The sequence below is a fragment of the Borrelia sp. RT5S genome, assembly GCF_021165755.1.
Classification (GTDB): domain Bacteria; phylum Spirochaetota; class Spirochaetia; order Borreliales; family Borreliaceae; genus Borrelia.
This window is the reverse complement of record NZ_CP088936.1, coordinates 767,737-786,750: the sequence shown is the minus strand read 5'-3', so window position 1 is coordinate 786,750 and position 19,014 is coordinate 767,737. Positions and strand designations below refer to the sequence as shown.

At 33.8% G+C, this 19,014-nt stretch carries 17 protein-coding genes; 6 read left to right on the top strand and 11 right to left on the bottom strand.

Translation table 11 applies throughout. The annotated features are described in order from the left end of the window. Positions 1–5: 5 nt before the first annotated feature. The 5 genes from LSO06_RS03790 (at position 6) to LSO06_RS03770 (ending at position 5,474) form a co-directional block, all read left to right on the top strand. Positions 6–407: a ParB N-terminal domain-containing protein gene (locus LSO06_RS03790; protein ID WP_231760717.1), complete on the top strand. Its 402-nt coding sequence runs from the start codon at positions 6–8 to the stop codon at positions 405–407. 36 nt (positions 408–443) lie between these two features. After that, a complete protein-coding gene (locus LSO06_RS03785) occupies positions 444–2,021 on the top strand; it encodes a glucose-6-phosphate isomerase (RefSeq protein ID WP_231760716.1) in 1,578 nt (525 codons plus the stop codon). Positions 2,022–2,101: 80 nt separating this feature from the next. Beyond that, positions 2,102–3,502, top strand: a complete 1,401-nt coding sequence (locus tag LSO06_RS03780; RefSeq protein ID WP_231760715.1) for an L-cystine transporter — start codon at positions 2,102–2,104, stop codon at positions 3,500–3,502. Beyond that, a complete protein-coding gene (locus LSO06_RS03775) occupies positions 3,503–4,834 on the top strand; it encodes a CoA-disulfide reductase (protein WP_231760714.1) in 1,332 nt (443 codons plus the stop codon). 148 nt (positions 4,835–4,982) lie between these two features. After that, the gene (locus LSO06_RS03770) at positions 4,983–5,474 is read left to right on the top strand and encodes a hypothetical protein (protein ID WP_231760713.1); all 492 of its coding nucleotides are present in this window, start codon (positions 4,983–4,985) and stop codon (positions 5,472–5,474) included. 126 nt (positions 5,475–5,600) lie between these two features. Here LSO06_RS03770 and LSO06_RS03765 read toward each other — a convergent pair whose 3' ends face one another. The 4 genes from LSO06_RS03765 to LSO06_RS03750 are packed head-to-tail and all read right to left on the bottom strand — an operon-like array spanning position 5,601 to position 10,071. Further along, positions 5,601–6,944, bottom strand: a complete 1,344-nt coding sequence (locus LSO06_RS03765) for an ATP-dependent 6-phosphofructokinase (protein ID WP_231760712.1) — start codon at positions 6,942–6,944, stop codon at positions 5,601–5,603. 35 nt (positions 6,945–6,979) lie between these two features. Further along, positions 6,980–7,951 (bottom strand): nucleotide-binding protein, encoded by a 972-nt coding sequence (locus tag LSO06_RS03760; RefSeq protein ID WP_231760711.1) that lies wholly within the window; start codon positions 7,949–7,951, stop codon positions 6,980–6,982. A gap of 10 nt (positions 7,952–7,961) precedes the next feature. Continuing rightward, positions 7,962–8,744 (bottom strand): potassium channel family protein, encoded by a 783-nt coding sequence (locus tag LSO06_RS03755; protein WP_231760710.1) that lies wholly within the window; start codon positions 8,742–8,744, stop codon positions 7,962–7,964. Positions 8,745–8,751: 7 nt separating this feature from the next. Next, positions 8,752–10,071, bottom strand: a complete 1,320-nt coding sequence (locus LSO06_RS03750) for a TrkH family potassium uptake protein (protein ID WP_231760709.1) — start codon at positions 10,069–10,071, stop codon at positions 8,752–8,754. An 80-nt stretch (positions 10,072–10,151) separates the two neighbouring features. Between LSO06_RS03750 and cyaB the strand changes: the two genes are divergently transcribed. After that, positions 10,152–10,661 carry a class IV adenylate cyclase gene (gene cyaB / locus LSO06_RS03745; protein WP_231760708.1) on the top strand — a complete coding sequence of 170 codons (510 nt, stop codon included), beginning with the start codon at positions 10,152–10,154 and terminating at the stop codon, positions 10,659–10,661. On the opposite strand, the gene LSO06_RS03740 is transcribed toward cyaB, so the two are convergent. The 7 genes from LSO06_RS03740 to mreC all read right to left on the bottom strand — a co-directional run bounded on the left by LSO06_RS03740 (position 10,650) and on the right by mreC (position 19,014). Next, complete coding sequence (locus LSO06_RS03740; protein WP_231760707.1) at positions 10,650–12,089, bottom strand: hypothetical protein; 1,440 nt, start codon at positions 12,087–12,089, stop codon at positions 10,650–10,652. The genes cyaB and LSO06_RS03740 overlap by 12 nt on opposite strands. After that, on the bottom strand, positions 12,079–12,702 hold the full coding sequence (gene pgsA / locus LSO06_RS03735) for a CDP-diacylglycerol--glycerol-3-phosphate 3-phosphatidyltransferase (protein ID WP_231760706.1): 624 nt from the start codon (positions 12,700–12,702) through the stop codon (positions 12,079–12,081). Before pgsA ends, LSO06_RS03740 begins: the two co-directional genes overlap by 11 nt. A gap of 1 nt (position 12,703) precedes the next feature. Next, the gene (gene thrS / locus LSO06_RS03730) at positions 12,704–14,455 is read right to left on the bottom strand and encodes a threonine--tRNA ligase (RefSeq protein ID WP_231760705.1); all 1,752 of its coding nucleotides are present in this window, start codon (positions 14,453–14,455) and stop codon (positions 12,704–12,706) included. Between the two features lie 105 nt (positions 14,456–14,560). Continuing rightward, entirely contained in the window at positions 14,561–15,880 is a 1,320-nt protein-coding gene (gene rodA, locus LSO06_RS03725) for a rod shape-determining protein RodA (protein WP_231760704.1), read from the bottom strand. A gap of 6 nt (positions 15,881–15,886) precedes the next feature. Continuing rightward, complete coding sequence (gene mrdA / locus LSO06_RS03720; RefSeq protein ID WP_255673279.1) at positions 15,887–17,686, bottom strand: penicillin-binding protein 2; 1,800 nt, start codon at positions 17,684–17,686, stop codon at positions 15,887–15,889. Further along, positions 17,687–18,169, bottom strand: a complete 483-nt coding sequence (locus LSO06_RS03715; protein WP_231760703.1) for a rod shape-determining protein MreD — start codon at positions 18,167–18,169, stop codon at positions 17,687–17,689. Next, entirely contained in the window at positions 18,166–19,014 is an 849-nt protein-coding gene (gene mreC / locus LSO06_RS03710; protein WP_231760702.1) for a rod shape-determining protein MreC, read from the bottom strand. The genes LSO06_RS03715 and mreC overlap by 4 nt, the downstream gene beginning before the upstream one ends.

The following is a 19,014-nucleotide window of genomic DNA, read 5'->3' as shown; positions in this document are numbered from 1 at the left end:
TAACAATGTTAATAGATTTAGAACAAATAAAGATAAAAAGTAGGATCCGGCAAGGTACGGGAGGGGATACAACAGCTCTTAAAGAAAGCATAAAGAAACATGGCTTGCTTTATCCAATAATAATAGACAAGAACAAAAATTTAGTAGCGGGGTTTAGGAGATATCAAGTTTTAAAAGAGCTTGGTTATAAAGAAGTTGAGGTTAGGGTAATACCCACAGAAGATAAAAGAGTTCTGCTTGAAATTGAACTCGATGAAAATAATACTAGAAAAGCATTGACAAGAAGTGAGGCAAATGTTGGAGAAGAGTACCTGAGAGTTTACTTAGAAAAGAATATAATAATAAAAGCTTTAAAATTTATTATTTTAAAGCTAAAAAAATTTTTTAAAAGAGTAAAAACACGTTAAAATTTAAGTTATATAACATTTATCGGAGGAAACATTGTGCTCAATTATCAAAATCTTAACAGGCTTAAAAATTTTCAGGAGTTATCAAAAATCAAACCCGAAATACTAAGTAAGGCTTTAACTTCAGATAGAATAAAGAAATACGATATCACAGTAGACGACAACTTTGTAAATTACAACTATGCTACAAAACAAATTAATGAAACTCATCTGGAAATATTTCAAAACTTAAGCGATGAAGCAGAACTAATAGAAAAATATAGAGAAATAGTTAATGGAAACAACGTTAATATCAGTGAGAACAGGAAAGTTTTACACCATTTAACAAGAGGTCTTTTGGATGCAGAAGTAACAGAACTTAATGAAAATATGAGAGAATTTTTCGAAGGAGAGCTTAAAAGAATTTTCGAATTTGCAAAACAGGTTCAAAATGCATCAATTAAAAGCGTGAGAGGCAAGCCATTTAAAAATGTGGTACAAGTTGGCATTGGTGGTTCAAGTCTTGGACCAAAAGCATTGTACACTGCGATTAAAAATTATGCTAGACAGAAAAATTTACATCTGATGAAGGCTTATTTTATTTCAAATGTTGATCCAGACGAAGCTGAAGAAGTTTTAAGTAACATAGATCTTGCTGAGACTCTGTTTATTGTAGTATCAAAAAGCGGATCTACACTAGAGACCGCATCTAATATGCAATTTTTAATTAAAAAATTAAAAGATAGCGGGATTGAAGAATACCGAAAACAAATGATAATCATCACCTCAAAGGGAAGCATACTAACGCTTGAAAAGGGATATCTTGAATACTTCTTTATGCACGATTCAATTGGTGGAAGATTTTCACCGACATCTGCTGTTGGCCTTGCCCTTATTACCCTTTGCTTTACAGAACATGTTACAAAAGAAATACTGAAAGGAGCTCACGAAGTTGATAGGAGAGCATTAAACAAAAATGTAAGAGATAACGCCCCTCTTCTGGCAGCCTTAATTAGTATATATGAAAGCAATGTACTAAATTACAGTAGTAACTGTATTATAGCATATTCGAAAGCAATGGAAAATTTTTATCTTCACCTACAACAGCTTGAAATGGAAAGTAATGGAAAGAGTGTAAACCGATTTGGAGAGGAAATAAGCTACAAAACGGTAAGGATAATTTGGGGGGGAATTGGGACAGACGCGCAACATTCATTCTTCCAAATGCTTCACCAAGGAACAGAAACAGTACCGATGGATTTAATTGGATTTCGTGAATCTCAACTGAAGCAAGATGTAATAACAGAGGAGACATCAAACAGCGACAAGTTAAGGGCAAATTTAATAGCCCAAATTATTGCATTCTCTCAGGGTAAAGAAGACAAGAACAAAAATAAAAACTTTGAAGGCAACAGACCTTCATCATTAATATATTCAAAAGAACTTACACCCTATGTAGTAGGCGCAATACTAGCTCACTATGAAAACAAAGTAATGTTTGAAGGATTTTTACTTAACATAAATTCATTTGACCAAGAAGGAGTTCAGCTTGGAAAAGTAATTGCAACTCAAATCTTAAAGAAAGAGGACATCAAGAACGAAATAATAAAATCTTATGAAGAGTTGCTGCAATGACAAAAATTTAGAAAGATTTTAAAAATGTGGTAATATCATAATAATTAAACAATTATTTGAGTTTCAATGTGAGAGGTGGTATGGAGATAACGGTAATGTATACATTATCAAACATAGCGATTATGTTTGGGCTGGTAGGGCTATTGTATTTTTTTCATAAAAAACATATTTCATTTACGAAAAGAATTTTTGCGGCACTAGGGTTAGGGATAGTGTTTGGTGTGTCTATGAAATATTTTTATGAATCAGAGCCTTTAATCATAGAGGAAAGTGTTAAGTGGATTAATATTTTAGGTGCGGGCTACATAAGGTTTCTTAAGTTGATCGTAATACCTCTCATACTTGTCTCGATAATATCCGCAATAGTAAAATTAACGCATACCGAAGATGTTTGGAAAATGAGCTTGTATGTAATATTGGTTCTTGTATTTACAGCAGGGATTGCATCAATAATCGGAATTTATACCTCTTTATTCTTTAATTTAACAGCAGAGACACTTCAATCTAGTGAAAATGGAATTACATATGAAAGTAATTCAAACCAAGGGCTTGACCGTCTACACCACACTCCAATCACACAAAGACTGGCTGAACTCATCCCTGAGAATATATTTGAAGATATGGCCGGTATGAGACCGAGCTCAACAATTGGAGTAGTAATATTTGCAGCCCTGGTAGGAATAGCTGCTCTTAAAGTCTCAAGAAAGAAACCAGAGTCAATAGAATTTTTCAAAAAGATAATGGCAACAGCGCAAGATTTAACCTCGGGAATGCTAATTTTGATTTTAAAGTTAACACCTTATGCCATATTAGCAATGATTACAAAAATATCAGCTACAAGCGACACTTCAAGCATATTAAAGCTTGGAAAATTTGTACTTGCTTCTTATGTTGCCATTGGCATTACAATTTTAATGCACATGGTCTTAATTGCTCTTAATAGACTAAATCCAATCACTTTTATCCAAAAAGCATTTCCTGTCCTAACATTTGCGTTTGTGTCTCGTTCTAGCTCAGCAACAATACCTGTTAATGTAGAAGTGCAAACTGAGCAATTAGGGGTTAGCGAGGGTATTGCTAATATATCTAGCTCGTTTGGAGCTTCAATTGGGCAAAATGGTTGTGCTGCTCTCCATCCTGCTATGTTGGCAATAATGATTGCCCCTACTCAAGGAATCAACCCGACAGATCCTTCATTTATAATCCAACTCATAGGAGTAATAATAATAACCTCATTTGGAGTAGCTGGAGCCGGTGGGGGAGCAACGATGGCATCTTTAATGGTTCTCTCGTCAATGAACCTGCCTGTAGAACTAGTTGGACTATTAATATCTATTGAACCTCTGATTGATATGGGAAGAACATCTGCTAATGTAAGCGATTCAATGGTTGCAGGGATAATTACTGCTAAAAGGCTTAACCAGTTAGATATAAATATTTACAACAATAAAAGTAAGGTAGAGAATAAGGAATTTGCTTAAATGAAAATAATAATTATCGGAGGCACAGCTGCGGGTACCAGTGCTGCTGCTAAAGCAAAAAGAATAAACAAAGAATTAAACATTACCATTTATGAAAAAACAAATACCACGTCTTTTGGTGCTTGTGGACTGCCATACTTCATTGGAGGGTTTTTTAATGATGTAAACAAAATGATAGCCAGAACACCTGATGAATTTGAACGAAGTGGAATATCTGTTCGGACCGAACATGAGGTTATTAAGGTGGACACTAAAAGTAGTACTCTTAAAGTGAAAAATCTAAAAACGGAAGAAGTGTTTAGTGATACGTATGATAAGTTAGTGATTGCCACAGGAGGGAATCCTATTATTCCTCCTATTGAAAACATTCAACTGAATAATTTTTATACTCTCAGAAGCATGCAAGACGGAACAGAAATAAGAAAACTTTTTGATGAAAAAGAAATAAACGACATAGTAATTATCGGAGCTGGTTATATTGGAGTTGAAATGGTAGAAGCTGCTAGGGCCCGAGGAAAAAATGTAAGAGTCATCCAACTAGACAAGCGAATACTTACTGAATCATTTGACAAGGAGATCACCGATATAATGGAAGCAGAGTTAATTAAAAACAATGTTTTGCTTCATACAAATGAATTTGCAAAAAGTTTAGTAGGAAAGGAAAAGATTGAAGGAATCATTACAAATAAAGGAGCATATAAAGCTGACCTTGTAATTCTTTCTACAGGCATACGTCCCTCTACTGAATTTGTAGAAGGACAACTTGAAACTTTAAAAAACGGTGCTATCGTTATTAACGAGTACGGTGAGACTAGCGTGGGGGGTGTCTATTCAGCGGGTGATTGTGCTACGGTATACAATATTGTAAGTAAGCAGAATGATTATATTCCCCTTGCTACAACGGCTAGTAAACTGGGAAAAATAGTAGGTGAAAATTTAGCAGGACAGCGCGTTCCTTTTAGGGGAACGCTGGGGTCTGCATCCATTAAGGTTTTATCTCTTGAGGCAGCAAGAACTGGTCTGACGGAGGAAAGTGCTTCAAGGCTGGGGATAGAATGTAAATCGGTGTTTATAAAGGATAAAAATCACACAAATTACTACCCAACTCAGGAAGACTTATACATCAAATTAATTTACAACAAATCAACAGAAGAAATTATTGGAGCTCAGATAATCGGAAAGGATGGAGCAGCACTAAGGATGCATGCACTATCTCTTGCAGTTTATTCGAAGCTTAAAACAAGGGAGCTTGGAATGCTTGATTTCGCATATTCTCCGCCCTTTTCAAAGACTTGGGACGCCTTAAATATTGCAGGCAATGCAGCAAAGTAGATCCAACTAAACAACTCCACCGTCAATACAGAAAAAGAATTCTAGAGGAATTGTGCTATAGTTAAGTTATGTCGATTGATGCGGCAACTGTTGTGGTTACAATAAAAGTTGGGTTGCTGCGTTAAAGGAGACATAAAGGAGAATTTTAATGAATAAAATGGTTAATGGTGTGTTAGCTTTGCTAACTTTTGCAGTCCTGTCTTGTGATCTTTTAAACCAGGTCGGGTCGGGTGTGTCTGAGAGTGCAACATCAGTTAAAGAGAATGGGGAATCAGACAAAAAGGAAGGGAAAACAAACAGGAAAGATAGTGCAGTAACAGGTAAGAAAGTCTTAGGCGCAAATAAGAAAGCTGATGTAGCAGCTGATAAGATCAAAGCACTTCAAAATTCGACAACAGGGAATAAACAAGGAGGATCTGTGAGCAATTCAAACGCAGCTCCTAGTGTTTTAGGTACAGCTGATGAAGACGATGACCCAGCAGATGACGAGGATGAACTTTCAATTGGTGATTTTGAGATAGATCCTAACGAAGATAAACAAGAAGAGGAAGATCAAGGAGAATCCATACAAGTTGAGCGCGTCGCAAACGGTGGCTCTTTTAACGTTACAGAAGACCTACACGGACCCAGCCAGCCATGACGCCATAACAAAGAGAAATAGTCTTTTTTTAAATAGCAAGTAACAGAAAGGGGCTTAGAAGGTCAAGGCCCCTTTCCTTTTTTACAATGCTAGAGGACTACCTTCAGACATGTTAAATTTTGTATTCTAATTCTTCATACTAAATGGTTGTCCAGTGCTTGCAAGAACATCTCTCCAAAAGGAACCATTTATATTTACCTTATTTCTGTCAATTACTGCCATTTCTATTGGAATGTGCACGAACTTTGTACTCCACAAGCTAACCAATAAATTTGTCTTACCTGACATAGCAGCATGAACCGCATTTGAACCAAGACGGGCACAATAAAGAGAATCACTCGCATTAGCCGGTGAACTTCTAATAATGTAACTAGGATCAATATACTTAAGCGTAATTGGAATATTCTTAACATTAAAATACTCTGTAATCTTATCTTTAAGATAAAGTCCAATATCCTCATATAACAAATTACCAGAATCATCCCTTCTGCGGCTACTAGGATCAAAATATTTCTGCCCCGCCCCCTCTGCTATTAATATTACTGCATGAGGAATTTCATCCAAACTCTCTTTTGATAAAAGCCTCTTCTCAAGGTGTGCAAGAAAACCATTAGGTCCTTCAATGTCAAAGTCTAACTCTGGTATTAAACAAAAGTTAACATCATTAGATGATAAAGCAGTATAGGCAGCAATAAATCCAGAATCCCTACCCATTACCTTAACAAGACCAATCCCATTATAAGCACTGTTTGCCTCAAAATGTGCTCCAGCAACTGCAGCAACTGCCTGTTCAACTGCTGTTTCAAATCCAAAAGATTTTTGAACAAACATAAAATCATTATCAACTGTCTTAGGAATTCCCACAACAGCTATTTTTAAATTTCTCCTAGCTATTTCCTCAGCAATTAAAATAGATCCCTTCTGGGTTCCATCTCCACCTATATTAAAGAGCATATTAATATTCATTCTCTCCAAAGTATCAACTATTTCAACAGGTTTAATTCCTCCCCTTGAGGAGCCAAGCACTGTACCGCCAAATTGGTTAATATCATCCACTATATCCGGATTAAGTTGAACAAAAGGAGAATTAGAATCCGGCAAAAGGCCCTGATACCCAAACTTAACACCATAAATATTACGAACTCCGTATACTTTCCATAAGGTTCTTACAATTGAACGAATAACATCATTAAATCCGGGACAAAGCCCTCCACAAGTAGTAATCGCCGCTTTAACATGCTTTGGAATAAAATATATCTTATCTCTAGGTCCAGCTTTCTCTAAAAGGATATCTTCATACTTATCACAACTTTTTTCATTCTTATAAACACTAAATCTAATTTTATTAGCCTCGCTAGTAAAATGCACATGGCTCTCACTAGCATAAAAATCAATTAAAGGATTATTCTGCTTACATTCCCCCAGACTTTCTATCCTGAAGTCTAGTTTTTTATCTTTAATCCTATACACTACACCACTCCTCCACATAACTCATTATAAACCAACTAGTTTCTAATAAACTGACTTTGATCCTTAATCATATCGTATATATCATCGTAAATATAAGGAGAGCCTTCAAGAGGAGATTTAATCAAATTATGCGAAATAAACTCGAAATATTTATTGAGTTTTGAATTTTTATCAAAATCAATAAATGGAATCCTGCTATTAACAGATTCCCTAAAACTCTTAGCAAATGGAACAAATCCAATAAATTCTACTGGTACATTAATATTGTTCTTAACAACATTGATCAAATTTTCACACATACCTATCTCTTCGCTAGATTCTATCCTATTAAGCACAACCCTAGGATAAAAATTATTCATCATCTTCTTAACCTTAAGAGATGAACTTAAAGATATAAGCTCAATTCCTGTAACTAAATCCTTAAATTTAACATTTGACCCTTCTATTTTTTCTTTAAAGAAATTACTAATATACTCACGCTCATCACTCTTTGGGGGGAATCCTAGGTACAAAAGACGATAAAGTGCATTTTTTAAAAATGAATACGCATTAAGTATGGAAGGAGTCTCCGGGACAGTGACCACAATCCCGCTGTAAGCAACTAAATAAAAATCTACAGTATTATAAGATGTACCCGAGCCTAAATCTATGAAAACAAAATCTGCAACAAGATCCCTTTGAATTGCATCAATTATCTTCTTCTTTATGGGAAAGGGAAGATTGGCCGTTCCTGCATAAAGGGCATCTCCTGGTATTAAATAAAGCTTACTGTAAGGCGTTTCAACAATTAAATTTGAAAAATTTTTTTCACGCTTATTAATAAAAGAACCTATTCCAATACCAGTATTCTTAACCCCTAAACATGTATGTAGATTAGAACCTCCAAGGTCAAGATCGACTAGTATTACAGTCTTTCCCAAACTTGAGAGTTTATAGCCAATATTAGCAACAAAAGAGGTCTTACCAACACCACCTTTTCCGCTTGCAACAGGAATAATCTTAGTCATCCTAAATCCTTTAATCCCTCTTATTATCTTTATTAAACTTTTTCATGAAATCAAAAAATCTTAAAAAACTCAACTTCTTATTTTCTTCCTTAAATGAAGCTTCGTCTTCTTTAGAAGCCGCAATTAAGTCCTTAATCAGGTCCTTATTATTTGTAAAATTTTCAATACTATCTGGTTTTCCACAAATCACAACCTTATCGTCTTTTAAAAAGAAATAATCTCCATCCACAAACTCATATCTAGAATTACTTAAATTTCTAACAGCAATCACCGTAATGCCCTTCTCTCTCCTCAAATCAGCCTCAAGAAGAGTCTTGCCTACATACTCTTTAGGAATAACAGTCTCAGCAACAATAATATCATACCCAATAATATTGTATGTTGAAAGATTGGGAGAAACTAAAAGTGGAGTCAATCTCCTTGCCGCATCTTTACTTGGAAATATAATTTTTGTAGCTCCAAGGGTTTTCAATATTTCAGCATCATCCCTATCCTCAGTTTTAACACATATCTCTCTTACACCTAAAAGATTACAATAATGAGTAACAAGAGCACTCTTACCAAGATCATCATCAAAATCAATAACGACAGCGTCCGTATCCACAGGAATTACTTTCTTTAAAGCATTTTTAGTAAATTGATCAAGAATAAAACTTTCCGTAGCAATAACATCATATTCTTCAATCAACTCTTTTGATGTATCAACAATAATAATCTGACAATCAAGCTTACTCAAGTCCTCAAGAAGATGCACACCCAAATTACTCAGACCAATAATAACAAACGTCTTCACTCTTTATCTAACCTACCAAAATATCTTGTCTTGGTCTTGTAAATTCTTCAAAACGGGATCTCCGTGAAACAAAAATCGCCATCGAAAAAAGGCCTATTCTACCCGCAAACATAGTAAAGATTATAATTATTTTACCCAGGTATGACAATTTTTGAGTAACACCTACCGAAAGGCCAACAGTACCAAAAGCAGAAAAAACTTCATACCCCAAGTCAATCACTTTCCAATTACCCCCACCCTCAGCAGCAAGAAGCATGAAAAATGAAAAACACAGAATAAAAATAGCTCTTGCAAAAAATAAAAGAGCAAACCTTATGCTATCAATTGATACTTTATAAGATCCTATAATATAACCATTACCATCTTGGTTCTTTATTACAGCAAGAATAATTAAAAAAAACGTGGTTATCTTAATCCCACCGGCAGTTGATCCAGGCGCACCTCCAATAAACATGAAGGGCAAAGTAATCATCTGAGTCCTGCTTGTAATAACGGAATTTTCAAGATAATTAAACCCTGCCGTTCGTGTACTTATTGAATAGAATATTGAATTTAATATTAAAGTTCCAAGCGAATAACCTTCATTGAGTTTACGAATTTCAGACAAAAAAAACACAACCGCTCCAAAAACAATCAAAAAGAAACTAAAACTAAAGACAACCTTAGCATGAAGAGACAGCTTTTTCTTGTCTCTAATAGTGTTGGTAACATCACGATACACCATGAATCCAAGACCCCCACAAATAATCAAAATGGCAATAACAACTACTGCTTCAGGCACATCCCGCCATGCATAAATGCTCTCAGAATGCATGGAAAACCCCGCGTTGCAAAAGGCTGAAATCACAGTAAACAAAACCTCAAACAAGGATACCTTGACACCTCGAAATTTAAAACAAACTACTACCAATATTAGTCCAATCAGTTCAATTAAAAAAGTTACAAGAAGTATACTTTTCAAAATTTTAATGGGATTATATTCAATATTTGAAAGAGAATATTGTTTAATAATCCTGGCATCTGTCATTTTCAACTTACGCTTAGGGATGAGTAAATAAAAGGTAGTAATAGTGATAAATCCAAGACCACCAAATTGGATCAACAACATTATAACCACAAACCCAAAAGTAGAAAAATTTTCTATCTTAACAGTAGTAAGTCCTGTAATACTAACAGCGGACACAGATGTAAACAAAGCATCTATGTATTTCAGTTTTTCTTCGCCCTTCCAAGAAATAGGAAAAGACAACAAGATAAACCCGAAGAAGATAACCAAGATAAAATAACTGAAAAGAAAAAACCTATCACTAAACCCAAATCTTAACATAAAACAACAAAGACACAAAAAGATACTTGTATTTCACTGCAAACATTGAAATACTATCACAATTTTATTATTTTTAATACATGTTAGAAATCGAATCCAAAGCCTTCATTCCAAAAGGGGAAATTAAAAAGATCTTAAAACTAGCCAATCGAAAATTCAAATTCATAAGAGAAGAACTCAAAGAAGATGTGTATTATTGCAACACAAAACAAACAATTAGAATAAGAAAGTTTAACTCCTCAACGGACATTGTAACATTTAAGAACAAACTATTAGATAGCGATATAGAAATCAATAAAGAAATTGAATTTGGAATAGATAATGCAAATGCTTTCATACTACTTCTAGAAGAAATGAAATTCAAACTTTTATATAAAAAAAACAAAAAAAGTTTGATTTACAGAAAGGAAGACTTAACCATAGAAATAAATGAAATCGAAAATCTTGGATTCTTTCTAGAAGTGGAAAAAATCATTAAAGACAAAAGCGAATTAGCACTGGCCAAAACAGAAATCTATGAAATAATGGAAGATTTGCAGTTAAAAACCAATATTGAAAAAAAATCATATTTTGAACTACTAAGTAATTAATTTGAAATGTAAGGTCTTAGAATCGGAACTCAAATACGACATTATAAATCCTTCTCTCCCGTACTGTTTGATTTGAGGTTTAAGAGCAGCTTTCTGAAAAACCTCAGATTCATTCACAAAATACCAATCATTATTGTCAAGATAAATAAGTCTAACATCATTACCTTCTTCATAAACTAGGAACAAATTATTTCTATACTCTATAATGTCGCTTCTTATGTCGCCCTCAGCTTCAATATTTGGACTTATATTATGCCACTTATCCCATTCCAAGGCAGATATACTAATAATAGGCCTGCCCTTTGTTACATAACTTAAAACAACCTGGTCAGACTGAGAATTGGAAAGAATCTTTACAGAATTTGCCATAATAGCAGACTGAGCATTTGTATTAGTCCAAGTCTTTCCCTTATTAATAACAAACTCAGACTTCATATAACCATCTATTTGATAATTATAAAAAATCCCCAAGAAAGGCTCAGAAATGATGCCAATGTTTGAAACGTCAACATTAGCACTTCCTTTAAAAACATAAGAACCTCCAACACCGCTCCAAATGCGCCCGTATCCTTTATTTGCAACACAATTTATTTTATATTCTTCCCCAATTTCCTTCAAATAAACCAAATACAAATTGTCTCTTCTGTCAATACTAATATTTACCAAAGACCCGATACTCTCTCTAAATTTAGGACTAATATCAATCCACTTTCTGCTATTAAATTTTTTAACTATAAGTTCCCTAGAAAAATTATCTGTTTCCCTAGTAGTAAAGGCAACATACAACTCACCTCTGGAATTGATTGCAAAATCAAAACATGAAACACCAGTAATATTCTCATTAACGGCAGATGTTATATCAAACCAACCAATATTTTCAATAAATGCAGACACTTTAATGTTGTCATCGCCTGTTTTAATCTGATAAGCAATGTAAATATTGTTTTTATATATTCTTAAAATATATTTTTTAATCTCCAAGTCCAGCCCAAAGACTGGCAATTCCCTTAATAGAAAAGTCTTATCTTGTGTTTTTATATGGGAAAGCTTAGCTCTTAAAGAATTATCGCTTATTATCGACAGATCTAGGTCCGTAAGCGCAAAATTAATGTTTGCATTCTCAGATGCAATATAAATTACAGCATAAAGAACATCCTTATCTAATTTAATTCTAACATCTCTCTTTTTTATCTTATCTGTTATATATTTCTTCTTTACAACGTCATAAACCATATAAACAAAATCTAACTTTAAGGAACTATCAAAAGTCAAGATGTAATTAGAAGACTTACTAACTCTTAGATAAACGCTTCCCTTCCCGCTCTTACTTGAAATACTTAAAGGAGTTATCTCCGTTAATATCTGCTTCTCTTGAGCGTGAGAATAAGTAACAATTAATAACAAAACCAATAATACTTTAAGTTTCATACTTTTTAAGTTCCAAAAACACCAATAAATAATCGATAAAAGATACAATAACTAAAAAGGTAGATATAGCATATATTATTCCGATGATAAAAGAAAAATTAAAATTTACGTTTAAAACAGACCCTACATATTTCTCAAACAGCATAGTAATTTTCAATTTATCCAAACTATAAAGAAAAAGACTGGCAAATGTTGCAACAGCATAAAATAATGATTTTAACTTACCCGAAATTTTAGCCTGTTGAACTATGTTAAATTGAATAATTAAATTTCGAATAAAACCGACGGAAATCTCACGGTACACAAATACCACAAAAAAATAATACGGAGTAATACCCTTATAGAAGAAAAAAACGAAATATGTCAGGTGTTGCAGAACATCTGCATAAGGATCTAAAACTTTTCCTATATTGCTAACCAAACCATATTTTCTAGCAACATACCCATCGACAACATCTGTTAATTCATTTAAAATAATTAAAAACCAAATCGAGATTAAAAACAGATAAGGATTCCAAAAATTTTCAAGGAAGAATATAAGCAATATACCGAAAGACAATATAATCCTAAAAAAAGTCACTTTGTTTGGACTAATTATTCCCGCATACCTCAATTTATAAAATCTCCTTATGCTTTATTTTTAATTTCACAAATTCAAAAGCTTCTTCAAGTCCGAGCCCATCAATCTGCTCATTAGTTCTAGTTCTAATAGAAACCCTATCTGTCTCTAACTCTCTCTCTCCTATTATAAACATATAAGGAACTTTTTTAGCCTGATATCCTCTAATCTTCGCATTCATTCTTGTATTACAATTATTATCAAGCTTTATCCTAATACCTCCCTCTTTAAATAAGGATAAAATTTTTAGTGCATATTGCTCTACAATATTATTCACAGGAATAATGACAACTTGAAGAGGCGCAAGCCATACAGGGAACGCTCCTCCGTAATGTTCAACCAAAATTCCAAAAAATCTTTCAATAGAACCAAGAAGAGCACGATGAATCATAAAAGGTCTCTTATCCTTACCTTCTTCCGTAGTATAAGTCATTTTAAATCTTTCAGGTAAATTAAAATCAAATTGAATTGTACTCATCTGCCATTCTCTTTCAAGAGAATCTATTATTTTAAGATCAATCTTAGGGCCATAAAAGGCTCCACCGCCATCATCAACATCGTAAGAAATATTAAAATCAATTAAAGCTTCCTCTAATACTCTTACAGCCATATCCCAGTCTTCACCACTTCCTACAGATTTATCCGGCCTTGTAGAAAGATACGCTTTTAAGTTTGTAAACCCAAATTTATCCCACATATAAAGTGCAAATCTTAAAACTTCCTTAACCTCTGACTTAACTTGCTCATAGGTACATATGATGTGCGCATCATCTTGCGTAAATCCTCTAACACGCATAGAACCATGAAGCGCACCTATTTTCTCATAGCGATACACTGTGCCAAGCTCAGCCCATCTGAAAGGTAAATCCTTATAAGAATGCTTCCCCTCATTATAAATCGCAATATGAAACGGACAATTCATAGGCTTAACATAATAACTACTCTTATCCATCTCAATTTTCTCAAACATGCTCTCCTTATAAAAATCTAGGTGTCCAGATGTTTCCCAAAGCCAAGATTTACCCACATGAGGTGTAAAAAGAATATCATACCCATTTTTAAAATGTTCTTCTCTCCAAAAATCTTCTACCAAAGCCCTTATTCTAGCACCATTAGGGTGAAAAAATATAAGTCCTGGCCCTATCTCTTCATGAATGGAAAATAAATTAAGCTCTCGCCCAAGTTTCCTGTGATCCCTTCTTTTTATCTCTTCTCTTAAGTTAAGATATGCCTTAAGCTCTCTCTCATTATTCCACAAAGTTCCGTAGATGCGAGTAAGCATTTTATTTTTTTCATTACCACGCCAATAAGCACCGGCAATACTGGTCAACTTAAAAGCTTTTGGGTCAATTTTACGCATATCATCAACATGAGGTCCCTTGCAAAGATCAATGAAATTATGACTCCTATATATCGAGATCTCCTCTTCAAGGCCAAAGTTATTGATTAAATCTATTTTGTAGGGCTGCTCTTTAAACAAGTCCAAAGCATGCTCTTTAGTAATTACCTCCTTTACAAAAGGACTACCCGTCTTTAAAATATCTCGCATCTTGTTCTCTATTAACAAAAGAACATTTTCTGTAATATGAGTTTCAAACTCAAAATCATAATAAAATCCATCTTTAATTGGGGGACCTATTGCAATCTTAGTACTTGGAAATAGATCAAGCACTGCTTCTGCCATAACATGAGCAACTGAATGCCTTTTTTTATACAAAATACCATCTCTGTCTAACTCTTTACCCATAAAAACACCTTTTAAAGCCTACCCTTCCAATATCAAAAAAAGCACAAAAACCCCAAATAAAATATACAAAAAAACTTACTAAAAAAACAGACACCAATAAAGCATTTAATCTACGGTCACTATAGACTCAATATTAAAATAAAAAGCCATAGCCAAAAAGAAGGTAATACTAGAGGAACCCCCGTAAGATAGGAAAGGCAAAGGTATTCCTGTAATTGGCAATAGACCCAAACACATCCCAACATTAAAAGACGTATGGAAAAATAAAAGACCCAACACACCTGATAAAACCAAAGACATATACCTATCCCTGCTCTTATTCATTATTATTAAAATCTTGAAAAAAATAAAGAAAAACAATATTAAAACTGCACCAACTCCCAAAAATCCAAACTCCTCAGCAAGAATTGAAAAAATAAAATCTGTGCTTTGAGATGGTACATAATTCGCGTGCGTATAGGGCCCCTTTAAAAATCCCTTACCAAAAACACCACCAGAACCAATGGCAATCTTTACCTGATTTAAATTCCAGCCGGCTCCCTTAAGATCAATATTTGGATCCAAGAAGACTAAAAATCTCTTAATTTGGTAGGGTTTCATCATTTTAGAGAGAAACCTAGACGCAAAAGCAGAAATTAGTAAAATTGAACTTACAAACATAATATAAAGATAAGCAAGCCTAATGTTTAGATTGTACTTTGAAATAAAAAACCCTATAACAGAAGACAAAAGTACCAGCATTAAAACCAAAGAAGCTATGTGAAAATAAAAATTATTTGAAAAAATTAAATATACTATGTTTCCCATATCTGCCTTGTATTCATACCAAACAGGCATCACTACGAAGAGAAATGAAAGAAAGCCTACTAAAGTGAAATACAAAATGTAGTGCACATCCACACCAGCAAAAAAGGAAATAAACACAAATATGCTCAAATAAACAACAGCCGTCCCAAAATCAGGCTGTAAAAATACAAGCACAATAACAGGCAAAACCAAAATAAAAGCGAAAATAAAAACAAAAATGCTACTATCATCTCTCCTACCACTGTAAAATTTAGCAAGAGCCAAAATACTAGCAATTTTACCAAACTCTGAAGGCTGCCCCCCCAACTTCCAAATCCCAATCCAAGATCTTGCCCCGTTAACAGTAACACCAAAAAGAGCAGTAAAAATTAAAGAAACTACCAATAAAAAATATAAAGGATAAACCATCCTCTGTATAATCTTAAGATCATACCTTCCCATTATAAAAATTAAAAAAAAGCCAATAAGAACCCACATGGCTTGCTTAAAATACTCAATTTTAACCAAAGAACCATTAGAAGCATAATCACTAGAATATATAAGCAAAATCCCAACAAAAGATATAATAGCCAAACTAATTAATACCCAAAAATCATACCCTTTCCTAAAAACCGCCACTTCAATCTACCTAATGTACCATGGTCTGTATCCTTTAAGGATATCATCATAACTTTGCTTAGCAAAAATACCCTGCATGATTAAATCCACAGCTTTAGCAGGCCACATATCAGCATTGCTCCTTCCCTCAACCAAACTAAAAACAATAACTTGCTCTCCCGAATTACCATTATAAGGAGCAAGTCCTACAAAAGAACTATTATCAAAACCAACAACACCAGTCTGCCCCGTCCCCGTCTTCCCTCCAACTTCCACTACCTTAGTAAGAACTGAATTTCTTGCAGTTCCATAAGTTATAACACTTCTCATATATTTTTTTAAAAGCTTAAAAGTGCTCTTACTAATAAGATTAGTCTTTCTGAGAATCTCTGGAGAATTCTCAAGAATAATCTCATTAGTATTTCCATCCAAAATTTTGTTAACAACTCTTGGTTTGTACACAACACCTTCATTTGAAATCATAGCTATCATATTAGCAACCTGAATAGGAGTGGCATTTAAAAATCCTTGTCCTATTGAAAAATTTACAGTATCCCCACCCACCCAAGGCTGTTTAAAAATTTTTTCCTTCCACTTTGGGCTTGGCAAGAGCCCCGATACCTCATTTGGCAAATCAATACCTGTTTTCTCTCCAAATCCATATTCTCTTGCATACTTAAAAATCTTTTCGGCTCCAAGATATTTAAGCCCCAATGTATAAAAATAAACATTACATGAATGCGCTATAGCCTCTTCTAAGTTGACATAACCATGCCCACCACGCTGCCAGCAATGAAAAATCCTATTACCCACCTTAAAATATCCCGGACAATGTATCCTTCTGTCTTTATCTAAAACTTTTTCTTCCAATAAAGCAGTAGCCATGACCAATTTGAAAATAGAGGCCGGAGGGTAGACTGATTGAACTGCCCTATTTAGAAAAGAATAATCTTCCCTAGAATGTTTATTATAAACATCTTTCATTGAATAATAAGGATAATTGTGAAGAGCCAATACACCTCCTGTTGAAGGCTTTATTACCACCACAGTCCCATACCTCTCTCCTAAAGTATTTTTGGCAAGCATTTGGATATCCTGAATAATATTTAAAACGATATTACTCCCAGGAGTCATATTCTCTATAGTGGAACCATTATCTATCTTCCTCTCCTTGGAATCTACCCTGTATTTAATTAAACCTTCCTTCCCTCTAATATAGCTATCGTAAATTTGCTCAATACCCGATTTTCCTATTGTAGAATTATTATCATATCCTTTAACATTATAAAATGAACGAAGCTCCCTTTGGTTAATCCTACCAACATACCCAATAGGATGAGAATAGGAATCATCCACTAAATAATTCCTTTTAAAAGAGTATGACCATAAAAGAGCAGGATAATAATTCCTTTTCTCAGATATCCTAAACAATATTTCTGGACTAAGTTCAACTATCTCCACATCTTTAAGATACCCCCTAGGAGCTTCAATCTTAGCAAGAATAAATTTCCGATCTACCTTTAAAGTCCTTGCTAAAAAATTTAACATCTCCTCTCTATCTTCCAGAGGCATTTCATAATATTGCTCCAAGCTAATTTTTAAAACAAATGCCGTAAGGTTATTTGCAATAACATTTAAATTTGAATCCAAAATCTCACCTCTTGAAGCGTTGATTTTTTCAACTCTAGATAAAAGTACTATTGCTTCTCTATCGTAAAATAAGTGCTTCCCAATTTGCATCTTAAATAAAGTAAAAAGATACATAAAAAGCACTAAAGATACAAACAATAGTCCAAACCTATATCTTTCTTTCAAGATAACCCTCACTTAATATTCCTCCCTGAAAGCATAAAGATTTCGAGTAAAATAACTTAAAATCGGGTACAGAAAATTTATAAATACTATATTTACAACAAGATTAAGATTAAATATCTCATAATTAAATCCCTTAAGATCCACAAAATCTGACAAAGCCATTGCAACAAACCAAATCATGAATTTCGCAAAAACAAAAAACAGTGTCATGCTAAGCATGCTTTTAGGAACTAAAAGCTTCATCTTTCCAAGGACATAAAATACTAAAACATAACTAAAGACAAAAAACCCAAGCGGTAATCCAGTAAAATAATCCATAATAAATCCATGCAATACACCCGAGATTAGACCAACGTTAAAAATAAAATTCAGAGAATTAAAAATTAAAATTATTAAAAATATATCTATAGAAAAAGAAAAATTAATCGCAAAATAATACTGAAAAACTTGACCCAAAAATACGCTAATGGTGTAGTACAAAATAAAAGATATCAATCTTGTACCCTCCCCCCTCCTCCTTTAACCAAGAAAACGTACTCCAATTTGTCCAGGACTACCACAGGTTCTATTTTAATACTTAAAAGCGAATTGTATTCAAGAATATTGAAATTGACAATCCTGCCTATATAAATCCCCCCAGGATCATCACTAAACCCCGCAGTAACTACAGCATCCCCTACCTTTAAATCATTCTCAGCCAATCTACTAACATAATTCATCTCAAGAGACTCTCCATGCCCCTTGCCTTCTACAAGACCAATAAACTTGCTATTCTGAATTCTTGCAGAAACAAAATTTTCATAACTAGTCAAGGGCAAAACCCTAGCAGTATGTGCATACACCTTAACAACCTTCCCAACCAAACCACTAAATCCATCTTGATAAGCAACAGCCACCATATCTTTTTGGACACCGTCATTATAGCCCTTGTTAATCGCCATTAAAGAGGAAATATTTGAATAATTTAAATAAATTATTTCAGCTGAAATAAATTCACTAGAATTCGATGAATAAAACCCAAGCTGTTCCTTAAGCCTAGAATTTTCCTGTCTTAACATCTGTACGTTTTGAGTAACTATCTCAAGCTGCTGTATTCTCTTCCTATATTCATCTATTTTCTCACCGTAATCCTTATACTCATTTATTGCCTTAAAAGCACTAGCAATAAAGCTAAAAAACCCGTGCATGCTGTCCTGAACATACGAGTTTAGAGTAAAAACAAAAAAATCATCCTCCTTCTTATTCCTATACCCCCCCGAATCATACACCATAAGAAGAACGGCAATTATTAATATGCTCAGTATCTTAATAAAATTCTTGAACCTAACAAGAAACTTCAT

What these genes read in the sequence shown, in the direction of transcription:
- LSO06_RS03790 (WP_231760717.1), top strand. Translation starts at nt 6, where the DNA reads ATGTTAATAGATTTAGAACAAATAAAGATAAAAAGTAGGATCCGGCAA.
- LSO06_RS03780 (WP_231760715.1), top strand. Translation starts at nt 2,102, where the DNA reads ATGGAGATAACGGTAATGTATACATTATCAAACATAGCGATTATGTTT.
- LSO06_RS03775 (WP_231760714.1), top strand. Translation starts at nt 3,503, where the DNA reads ATGAAAATAATAATTATCGGAGGCACAGCTGCGGGTACCAGTGCTGCT.
- LSO06_RS03770 (WP_231760713.1), top strand. Translation starts at nt 4,983, where the DNA reads ATGAATAAAATGGTTAATGGTGTGTTAGCTTTGCTAACTTTTGCAGTC.
- LSO06_RS03760 (WP_231760711.1), bottom strand. Translation starts at nt 7,951, where the DNA reads ATGACTAAGATTATTCCTGTTGCAAGCGGAAAAGGTGGTGTTGGTAAG.
- LSO06_RS03750 (WP_231760709.1), bottom strand. Translation starts at nt 10,071, where the DNA reads ATGTTAAGATTTGGGTTTAGTGATAGGTTTTTTCTTTTCAGTTATTTT.
- cyaB (WP_231760708.1), top strand. Translation starts at nt 10,152, where the DNA reads ATGTTAGAAATCGAATCCAAAGCCTTCATTCCAAAAGGGGAAATTAAA.
- LSO06_RS03740 (WP_231760707.1), bottom strand. Translation starts at nt 12,089, where the DNA reads ATGAAACTTAAAGTATTATTGGTTTTGTTATTAATTGTTACTTATTCT.
- thrS (WP_231760705.1), bottom strand. Translation starts at nt 14,455, where the DNA reads ATGGGTAAAGAGTTAGACAGAGATGGTATTTTGTATAAAAAAAGGCAT.
- mreC (WP_231760702.1), bottom strand. Translation starts at nt 19,014, where the DNA reads ATGAAGTTTCTTGTTAGGTTCAAGAATTTTATTAAGATACTGAGCATA.